This window comes from Ruminococcus sp. B05 (genome assembly GCF_003628495.1).
GTDB lineage: Bacteria > Bacillota > Clostridia > Lachnospirales > Lachnospiraceae > Schaedlerella > Schaedlerella hominis.
Map to the genome: position 1 here is coordinate 1 of NZ_RBZR01000044.1, position 10,446 is coordinate 10,446.

The window sequence follows — 10,446 nt, forward strand, 5'->3', positions numbered from 1 at the left end:
TGTAAAGGGATATAGAGTTAATTTGCGCTTTTTTACATGACCAATGAATCAGAAACAATATGAGAGATGTGATAGCAAGGATGCAATAAGTTAGATCTGCCCATGGATAGTTCATGAAACAACCCTGTATAAGTCAAGATACTGATTGACTTGATACAAAATATTTGATAAAATATAAATAGAAATACAGCAGATCAAAGGATGTAAAACTTATGAGAGCAAAGAAAGTGATTGTAGGGGTAGCTATTAGTGCAATGTTAATTTCTTCATCAATTCCAGTAATGGCATTTTCTGTTACAAACGGGAATAAGACATTTGATAAAAAGTGGGAATTGAGCACTACATCTGATGACGGAAAAGGTGTTTTGACTTATGGTTATAATACTCTTGCTATTAATGAAGATTATGCACACGCATATCATTCAACTAAAGATCATTACGCATATGTCAAGAATGGAAATGGTTCTTTTTCGGGTTCAAATGTTGGTAAAGGTAATTGGTCTAAAATTGAGGTTGCTCATAAAGGAAATAGTATTACCTACGGTAATAGCTACTAAACAAAGGTTCGGGATAATGGCTGAGTGGTTGGAATTCCAACCACTCTTTTTTGTGGAGTGTATATAAATGAAGAAAAAAATAAAATATATAGGAATTGTTTTGGTTATTTTGTTCTGTTGCTATAATTTATTTTGGTACTTCGGGAGTTATAAACCATATAACGAATTTCAGAAAGACTTCCCTGAAATAGAAGAATCTGGAGTAAAAATTTACACAGATAAAGATGGATTCCAGTATAGTGTGTCTGTCCCTGATTATTTGCTTTGGAATGGAAATCTTGCGATAGCTGAGTCAGATGTTCGATATGCACTAATTATTTGGATAAAACCATTTCACCAAGGAATAAGTCAAGGCGTGCTATTTAATGACTATAAGGATTTGAATACTCAAATTATGTTGTCAAGTAGCAAAAAAGCTGAAGATCAAGAAGATCAATGGATTGTTGATGAAAATAGCACAATATTGACTACGATATTTGAAAAAGCAAATAAAGTATGGAATCTGGGGTTGAAATAAATGAAAGCAATTAAAAACTTATGTTTGTTTTGTTTCCTGATTTTTGGAATACTTATGCAATCTGAAATATTTCAAGATCAGCTTTGGAACTTTTCTACAGCATATTTTACGTCATCACGCTATGAAGTTGCTAGTGAAGATATGTCGCAGTTTCTGAAAGATGTATCAGAAACTGCAACGGAGAATGATGTACATATTTTTTCTCAGTACAATGAAATCAATAATAAATACCTTTCAACACTTCATATTTATGGCGATGATAAAGTAATCAGACAAACATTAAAAAATACTGCAAACATAGAAGAATCAGAATATACCGCTTTAGTTTCCGGAATTACGAAAGTAAAATTTCATAATCTCTCAGAATTGCAAAGTACCTCTGTGGGTTATGAAAACTTTATCTCATACATAGGAAATGAGGACAATATTATCTCTGCATATCAGAAATTATCAGAAAAATATAGCTTAACTTATCCAGAATATTGGAATTCTACGGAAAAGGACATGATTTTTATTATATGGGGTATGATTATTGCATTGATGATTGTTCTAAATGTAATTGAAGTGGTTAGGCGAAAAAAAGAGGTTGTTGTACGAGTTTCCTTAGGAGAAAGTGCTGGTTTCATAGCATTTAAGGCTGCTTTATTCGATGTAACTTTTGACATTGCATTATTTATTGTTGCAAAAATATTGCTGTCAAATTATATATCGGGAGCATATGAGAATAGACTCGTCACAATTTTATATTCCATTGGAATTATTCTTTCCACTATTCCATATTGTTCTTTTTGCTTTTTTGATATTAGAAAGGCATTCGCAAATGCAACACACAAAAGAGGAGTGGATTTTTTAATTTATTCGTTAAAATTTATAGCAGGGGTAGCCGCTGTTTTTACAATTACCACTAATATTAGTAGTATTCATAATAACCTATTTACAAATGAACATTTGTTAGAAGAATATTATGATGCAAATTATTTTACCGTAAAGACTACTGATTTTAATGCTGAAAAAGAAGAAGCTTTTTGGAATAAACTATACAAGAATGAATATAACACATTAAAGCCTGTAATATGCTTGAATATTTTAAATGATAAAAATGATGTGATATATGTAAATAATCATGCAAAAGATATGTTACAAGGTTTTACGAAGCAGATAAATGCAGTAGAGAATGAATCTTCTGATTTGATTATTTTCATTCCAAAGAATAGATATTTTGCTAAAAACAAGCAATTAGCCTATGACTCCTTGAGCCATGTTTTAAATCATGATAATTTACAACAATTAAATATTCAGTACATAGAGTATAGCGAAACAGAATACTTTTCCTATTTAGATACAAGTAGAATAAATGGTATCGAAAAAAGCAAAAATCCGATAATTATTTATCAGGCAAACAAAGATTTAGCAGTCAATGGTGGGTATCTTGAAAGCTATAAAGCAGGAGCAGTTTTATTTCAATGTGATGAAAAACAGCTAAGAAATATCAGCAAAAAGTATGAAGATATGCTTGGAAATTATCAGCTAGTAATTACAAACGTACATGAACAGTATTTATATAATCACACATTTTTAATAAAACTCGTGGGATTTTTAAGTTCTCTTTGTACGATTGTATTGCTTTTAAATATTATGATTATTGTTACAGTAAGTAGACTAGAGTTCCGAGAAAATGCAATGAAAATTTCCTTGATGAAAATCTTTGGATATAGTTTATTTGAACGGCACAAAACACTTCTTAAAATGATTGTAGTGGAAAATTTTGTGATATTAGTAGGTATGCTTATCTATTCTTTATTATCGGTACAGACTGAAGTAGGAATTAGCATTCTTGTTAGTTCATTTATGGCACTAATAGAATTTACAATTATTTTCTTTAATATCACAATTGTTGAAAAAACAAACATACCGAAATCATTAAAAGGAGGTTGCTTATGATAACAATTGAAAATCTATGCAAAGCATATAATGATAAAATTTTGTTCAAAAATTTTCATTTGGAAATTCCAGATAGCCGTTTTTTGGTAATTAGTGGCGAAAGTGGATGCGGAAAAAGTACTTTACTTAATATGATTGGAGGTATTGAAACTCCTGACAAAGGTTCTATTATTGTGAATGGTTTTGATGTGGCAAAAAAAGGAAAAAAGCAGAAATATTTCAAAGAAGTTGTTGGATTTTTATTTCAAAATTTTGCCCTTTTGGAAAACAAAACAGTAAAAGAAAATCTAGAAATAATAAAAAAATCAGGTAGAACGGATATTTCAATAAATGAAGCTCTTGAAAAAGTTGGTTTACAGAAAGTAATTAACAAAAAAGTCTATCAATTATCTGGTGGCGAACAGCAGAGAGTTGCGTTAGCTCGTTTAATGCTAAAGAAATGTTCGATTGTATTAGCAGACGAACCAACTGGTTCCTTAGACAAAAAAAATAGTGAGATTGTTATGAATATATTGCATGAGTTAAGTGAACAGGGAAAAACAGTTATTGTTGTAACTCATAGTGAAGAAATTGTAGCACAAGAAAAGCATGTTCTATATTTATAATTACCCATAATAGAAGAATATGTTCTTTCGGGAGACACCTCCTCTAAGAACATATTCTTTTGGTTAAAATTGATTATAAAGATACTTTTATTTCAGTATATTCGCTATATTGATGGGATATATATTTGCATATTATTTATATGGATAAGGATTATAACTCTAGTGAGTCTTCTGCATCTACCCACATCTGTAAATTACCCTCAAGATATAATCTTGCATATTCCAAAGGCTCATCCACAGCCAATGAAGTAAGCGCACATTCTGATCCGTATGTGGTTTTTAGATTTTTTTCAGCTTTCCAGCAATCAATGCGAAGCATATATCCGGCACTTGTGTAAACATCAATACTATCGTGATTTATGTTGTATTCTGCATAAATTGTTCTCATCGTATCTTATCTCCATTTTCTTTTAATAATCAGTTATAGAGTTAAATATCGAAAACATTTCAATCAGTTCACCATGTCGTTATTGTTATACTGTGTTATGAAATTTTCTTTCCCTTATTTTTTCCCATATTAAGGTTCATGAAAACCAATGTGAGAATATAACACAAGGGAAAGAGTAAGGGAAAGCTCACTTGCTACAAACTTAGTATTTTCAAGGGTTTGCGAAGAATTTGATAATTAAATATAACAGTTATTAAATTTCCTAAAATATGTGAAATATCAACTGGGATTTATCTTTTACTATTTTGTAAAGTTACAAATATGTGTCCTATTCCGAACAATATTCCTGCAATCATAAGTAGCCAATGTCTTAACAGAATACCGCTGATAACAAATATCATTGTTGGTAATAACGCCAATAGTATTGATTTATTCGTTGACTGTGATTTTAAATAAAAGAACCAAACTAACAGATATAGTAACAATAATGCACTTGTTACTACTATATAGAAAATCATCTCAAAAACACTTTTGAAATCGAATTTCTCTACTAAAACGGGAACAATCATTAATATCATGCTTGTATATCGACCGACCTGCTCAATCGTGTTCATAATCACGTTTTCGCATTTGTTTTCTAAATAAGGATTTTTTATACCAAAAATGATGTTGGGAACAAGCATGATTATTACAATCATTGCTCCCCATCCGTTTATCCAACTAAACTCCATTGTAGTTCCTCCACCGCAAAATAAAATGCGTCAATCTTTATTTATAATCATTAAACTGCCAATCCCCAAAATAAAATATGTCGGTACTACAATATACAAGGTCAAATTCGCATAGCCCTGTAAATCAGAAAAGCAATAAGGCAGGGCGGATACATTAATTAAAAAATGAAAGATAATCGGCAGCCATAAATTTTTTGTTTTTTTGTAAACTGTTCCAAAGAAAATGCCCATTCCGACCGTCTGCACAACCTTGCTGAGAATTACGAAAGCAGATTGATTCAGCACTCCGAAAATGTGTCCAACCCCGAATATAACAGAGGAAAACAAGATGGCAATTAAGGTTTTGTTCTTGCTTTTATAACAAAACTTTTCTATCAGATTAAGAAGCATACCCCTTATATACAATTCTTCAATACAAGCCACACCTATATGATAAATTACGCCCTCAATCAATACTTTAAACAAGCTTGGTTTCAAATCAAAGGGCATTAGTCCGATATAAAATGCAAAAAAGCTTATCACAGCAACAGCGACACCGACGGTGCCGTATTTTTTCAAGCCATTAGCCAGTCCCTCTTTTTTTAATCCCAACTCCCAATTCGGGCAAAGATACTTCAAAACGAAATAGGCGACAATACCTATTATCAAAAAATTTATCATCAAATTGAAATACATTGGCTCTATATCGACGATTTTGATATTTATAAAAATTACACTTGGAATACCTGTAAGCTCCATAAAGGCAATGGAAACCGTTAATATAGAGATGGCATTCATTTCTTTTTTATTCATAATTTTGCTCACCACTTCTCATTCAATCAGCACTTTCTCTATGCTATCACCGTTTTTAATGTCATTATACTATATTACAGTGTATTTGTCCGTTTCTTCATACCCATATTATAGCAGTTCCATATATCCGCTACAATGAAAATCTATTCAGCAAGCCTATTTTTTCGGTTGTCCCTGCGGTGTATGGTTTTGTGGACTGCCTGCGTTCTGGTTTCCTTTATTCTTCAACACAATATCCTCTGACTTTACATACCAGTCCACATCTGCACCCGTATAGGTCTTTCTCGATACGGTATCGGCTACGGGATTGACAAGTTCCACAACTGCATTGTACGGAAATTCCCTTAACGGTACTTCTGGCGGTACGGACACGGGAATAATTCCACCATGCAGACTGCACTTCAAATCATAGATACGCTTTTTAAGCTGGGTACTCGGTGTCCCGTCCTCATTCTGCAAGTACACATCACGCACCGCTGTAAATTTTAATTCTCCAAATGTTTTCTCTTTGTCAATGACAAACCCGTTTGATAATCTCATAAATTCTTCACTCCTTTACTTTTCTTGAACTGTTACAATATCATCAGCAACTAACACATAATCGGTATGTCCCATATCCCCGATTGCGTAACCTCTGCCGTATAACTTCGGATTGACAAGTTTTACTTTCTGCTCATACTTGAAATGCTTTTCGCCAGCCTGCACGGGAATTTCTACCACAACATTTTCGCCTTTCTGTACGTCAGAATAAAGGTTATAGCTTCGTCTGGCTAAGACCCTGCGGTTATTTTTATCCCTTTCAAAAATAGGGTCGCTTTCGCCTGCAAATTCAAGTGTTCCAAAAGACTGTGCCATATCTGGCACAACATATTTCATTTCCATATTGTTTTACCTCGTTTCTTTCTATTTTGGATAAATTTGTTGATAGTGATTTCTTATTCTGGCGGTTAGGGAAGTACCAGCAATCCCACAGATAGTAAAGGGTAAAATAAATGCTTACGCACCCTTGACTATCCGTGTTCTTGCAGGTTGTTAACAGACAAGCCAGAATAAGCGGAAGTCTGCCGTTTGACAGCTTCGGCGGAGAACGTGATTTTCCTTTTCTCATACCGTTACCGCCTTATGATTTCTTCGTTTGACGGCGTTTGCAGAAGAAGATACCTGCCAATCCAGCACCAGAAGTCAAAAGAAAGTGCAAGCAGTCCGTAAAGGTTTGTGCTATCGCCAGTTTTTGGACTGTCTGTTTTATGCGGTGTATCTGGTGTCTGTGGCGTTTCGGGTTTCTCTGGTTCTTCTGGGACTTCGGGTTTTTCCTTAAAGGTAATCGTCTGTCCCTCGTCCTCAATGTCCTTATGCTCGGTAACTTTCTTCGGCTCGTCTGGATTGCTTAAATCGTACAATTCTTCAAAAGTTACAAGCTGTTTGCCGTCAAGAGAAGTAGCGTCAAAGGTAAAGGCAACTTCCGCTTTCATAGTTTCGCTGTCTGCGGTAAAGGTGTAATCACTTTCCACACGTTTCCCATTGATAAGAAGCTCTGCATTTTCTTCTTTCAACATCTGCCAGCCTACAAGTTTGTACTGTGTGCCGACTTCTAAGCCCTCTAAAGTTACGGTATCAATGATTGTTACCTCTTTTCCTGCTTCAAGCTCTTTGTTGCCGTCCTTATCGGTAGCAGTTGTATGAATTTTGATGATATGCTCTGTGATAAGTACTGTCTGCCCGTCGTCCTCAATGTCTTTATGTTCCGCAACTTTTACGGGTTCGTCTGGATTGCTCAAATCGTATAATTCCTCGAATGTTACCAGATTTTTACCACCAAGCTCGGACGCATTGAATGTATAAGCAATTTCCACTTTCATAGCTTCATCATCAGCAGTAAAGGTATAGTCATTTTCTACACGCTTTCCGTCAATGACAAGTTCAGCGTTTTCTTCCTTTAACATCTGCCAGCCTTTGAGCTGGTATTTTGTGCCTTTTGTAAGTCCGTCTAATTTGACAGTATCAACGATTGTAACCTCTTTTCCTGCAAGGATAGTTTTTTCGCCGTCTTTGCTGGTCGCTGTGGTATAGATAGAGATTTCTTTTTCGTATTCATCAGTCAAAGTTCCTAAATCAATCACACGGTTATTTCTTGATACTACGATTTCAAATGGTGGGATAAGCTCAAAGCCTTTGTTGCTTTCACATCTCAATTCTTCAATGATGTAAGTATCATAAGGCAATGCACCTTTGCTGTCGTCTGGTTCAGAAGTTCCAAACCACACACCGTCCTCGCTGGTCTTTCCTGCGTTGGTATTGTATTTGTGAGAAGCCCAGTCAGCAGAAGTGGAGAATTGCCCGTTATCATCAGTTACCACGATATGACTTTCTCCCGTCGTCTTGCTTGTGATCCTAAACGGAACATCAGCAAGACGCTTATGTGTGCCTGCACCGATTTTTACGCCCTCAATATCGCCACGCTTAATCTGATTGTAGATAGAATGGGCTTCGTCGGTTAAGTCCACGATTTTTCCATTTTCTGTGATTGTAAAATCAATCGGTTTTGCACCGTCAGTTAAGTAACCGTAGGGAGCTTCACTCTCAACGATACGGAAATTTCCATAAGGTAAAAGGTCAGAAGAAGTAGAAGCGATACCCTCAATATCTGTACGAATTGTCTTTACCACTTCATTTTTCTTATAGAGCTTGCCCTCAACCAATACAGAATTATCATTTAAGGAAATGATGTCAAAGGCAGTATCTTTTAAGGTGCCACTTCCTTGTGGCTTTGTATCGCCCGTTTCTGAATTTTCACACCGCCACGGATAACCTTGTCTGATACAGAAAACTGGTTACTTCCAGTCAATACGGCAAGGTCGCCGTCCTCGGTAATCTGTGTTACATATAAGCCCTTAATCTGTTCGGACTTATCGCTAGCCTGCATATATGCACCGTCTAACAAGTAACCATTTGGAGCTTTTGTTTCCTCAACGGTTAGTGTTCCTAAAGGAAGAACGGCTTTACTGTCCTGCATATAGAAGTTATCGCCAGATACCTTGTATGCGTCCGCTAATTTTGTGATGTAGTGGGTTGTCCCATTACTGTCTGTTTCAGCGATTGTCTTTGTAACCCATGTACGAGTAGCTTCGGCAGGGAGATTGTCTTTGTTATAGAAACCTGCATAATACTTCCATGTAAATTCCGCACCTGCTAGAGAAGCGTTCCCTTGCGGATTGTCTTTCTGTGTTTCCATGTCAATCTTGAGAAGCTCAATCAAAGTGTCCGTTACTTTTGGTGTATCAGATACGTTCAAGGTTGCTGTTTCGCCAGCTTTGATTGTCAATGGATAAACTGTTTTATCCACTTTATATCCTGCTGGTGCAGATAATTCCTTGATATAGACTGTGCCAGCCGTTACCTCTACAACATCTGTATTTCCGTTTTTATCAGTCGTAAGGGTGGCAAGCTGTTTCGTGCAGTCCTTATCAGCAAAGACAACGTATGTTGCACCAGCGATAGAGTAATTTCCGTTACCGTCTGTAATGCTGGTATTACTGGAAGTCTTTTGCAGTTTCGCATTTCCGACGTTTAGTTTCGCCCAGAATTGCCCTAATTCCTGCCCCTCGCCAGAGTAAATATAACCGCCACATTCATAGCGTCCTTTATTCTCTTTGACAAAGGCTTTTGCACCAGCGTACACTTCGTCCTGCGTTGCTTTTGGAATTTCATTATAAGAAGCTCGCACGTTATCACATTGCCAGCCAAGATGTACGCTTAATCTCTGCCAGACAACAAGCTGTCTTAAAAGGTAAGCGTGATTTTTGCTTATTCCGCTATGGCTGTCTGTGTACTGTTTTACATATTCGATAGATAAGGCAACGTCGCTTATCTGGTCGGCACTCATACGGGTGCTTGCGTCAGCTCTGGTCTTGTAACCATTCTTAAAATCTGTGTTAATGTCGATACAGTAAGCGTCCTCGCCCTCAACGGTCAAATGTCCCTCATTAAAGGTAGAACCAATCGAACCGTCATTCATTACTTTTTCAACGATACCGACACGTTCTTTTGACTCCGTCCAGTATTGCTTACTTTCTGCATGAACGGGTGTAGTCGGTAAAGCAGTAACGACAGTTGCAAGAGCTAAGAAGCCCGTACACAATCGTTTTAACATCTTTTTCATAAATCTAATGCTCCTTTCATTTTGGGTAATAAAATAGCCGTCCATAATGAACGGCTGGAAATAGAAAAGGAACGTCATTTTAGGCGTTCCATAGTCTATAAGTTATTCGATTTTTTCTTGTTTCAATACTGATGTACTGTACCATATCTTTGCATATCTAAGAAAACTTGCGTATCAAGGCTCATTCGTTAGTAGTAAATAAGTAGTAAATTGATGTGTTTGTTTCCTTGAAAATGCTGATAGATACTGTGTTTTAGCGGATAATCAGATTTTTATTGTGTTTTTAATTCACAAACTTGAATTTTCTTATGCTCCTGTTCTATTTTACAACTACAGTGTGGACAATATTCTTTACTATTTATAGGTACACCCCTTAATGATTTGCCACAGAATGGACAGTGATTTTTGATTACAATTTTGATTAGTCTATTATAAGTTATGCCACTTCAATTTTTGCGAATATCATCCAATCAGCAATACATGAAATTAAAATAACTATTACTAAAAATACTGGTACTCCGGCAAATTGTTCTAAATAATTTGAATGAATTCAATATTATGCTTTTTTCTCCTTAAATGGCTTCAGAAAGATCACCCATCCAAAGATCAGCAGATTCATTACCAGTGCAACAGGAATATCTCCCCAGTGGATTTGCTGATTCTGAAGTACATCCGCAGAGTACGTTCCTGAAAAAACTACCACCATATTATTATTCAGAAAATGAATAATTATCGGAACCCAGATATTCTGGGTTT

At 35.6% G+C, this 10,446-nt stretch carries 9 protein-coding genes and 2 pseudogenes; 4 read left to right on the plus strand and 7 right to left on the minus strand.

What is annotated here, in order from left to right; genetic code table 11:
• The first annotated feature begins 212 nt into the window (after positions 1-212).
• From D8Q48_RS16390 to D8Q48_RS16405, 4 genes are all read left to right on the plus strand, one after another.
• On the plus strand, positions 213-557 hold the full coding sequence (locus tag D8Q48_RS16390; protein WP_008402210.1) for a hypothetical protein: 345 nt from the start codon (positions 213-215) through the stop codon (positions 555-557).
• 67 nt (positions 558-624) lie between these two features.
• Positions 625-1,074, plus strand: a complete 450-nt coding sequence (locus D8Q48_RS16395; RefSeq protein ID WP_004843525.1) for a hypothetical protein — start codon at positions 625-627, stop codon at positions 1,072-1,074.
• Positions 1,075-3,015, plus strand: coding sequence for a DUF1430 domain-containing protein (locus D8Q48_RS16400; protein WP_005608344.1), 1,941 nt, complete (start codon positions 1,075-1,077; stop codon positions 3,013-3,015).
• Positions 3,012-3,620: an ATP-binding cassette domain-containing protein gene (locus D8Q48_RS16405; RefSeq protein ID WP_005608342.1), complete on the plus strand. Its 609-nt coding sequence runs from the start codon at positions 3,012-3,014 to the stop codon at positions 3,618-3,620. Before D8Q48_RS16400 ends, D8Q48_RS16405 begins: the two co-directional genes overlap by 4 nt.
• Before the next feature lie 151 nt (positions 3,621-3,771).
• On the opposite strand, the gene D8Q48_RS16410 is transcribed toward D8Q48_RS16405, so the two are convergent.
• From D8Q48_RS16410 to D8Q48_RS16445, 7 genes and pseudogenes are all read right to left on the minus strand, one after another.
• Positions 3,772-4,008 (minus strand): DUF6061 family protein, encoded by a 237-nt coding sequence (locus D8Q48_RS16410; protein WP_004843528.1) that lies wholly within the window; start codon positions 4,006-4,008, stop codon positions 3,772-3,774.
• 290 nt (positions 4,009-4,298) lie between these two features.
• A complete protein-coding gene (locus tag D8Q48_RS16415; protein WP_121057291.1) occupies positions 4,299-4,739 on the minus strand; it encodes a hypothetical protein in 441 nt (146 codons plus the stop codon).
• Between the two features lie 30 nt (positions 4,740-4,769).
• Positions 4,770-5,531 carry a CPBP family intramembrane glutamic endopeptidase gene (locus D8Q48_RS16420; protein WP_121057293.1) on the minus strand — a complete coding sequence of 254 codons (762 nt, stop codon included), beginning with the start codon at positions 5,529-5,531 and terminating at the stop codon, positions 4,770-4,772.
• Between the two features lie 156 nt (positions 5,532-5,687).
• On the minus strand, positions 5,688-6,071 hold the full coding sequence (locus tag D8Q48_RS16425; protein WP_121057295.1) for a YdcP family protein: 384 nt from the start codon (positions 6,069-6,071) through the stop codon (positions 5,688-5,690).
• A gap of 15 nt (positions 6,072-6,086) precedes the next feature.
• A complete protein-coding gene (locus tag D8Q48_RS16430) occupies positions 6,087-6,413 on the minus strand; it encodes a YdcP family protein (protein ID WP_121057297.1) in 327 nt (108 codons plus the stop codon).
• Between the two features lie 238 nt (positions 6,414-6,651).
• Positions 6,652-9,690, minus strand: a pseudogene (locus D8Q48_RS16440) (SrtB-anchored collagen-binding adhesin).
• Positions 9,691-10,246: 556 nt separating this feature from the next.
• Positions 10,247-10,446 (minus strand): annotated as a pseudogene (locus D8Q48_RS16445) (CPBP family intramembrane glutamate endopeptidase); the annotation flags it as partial.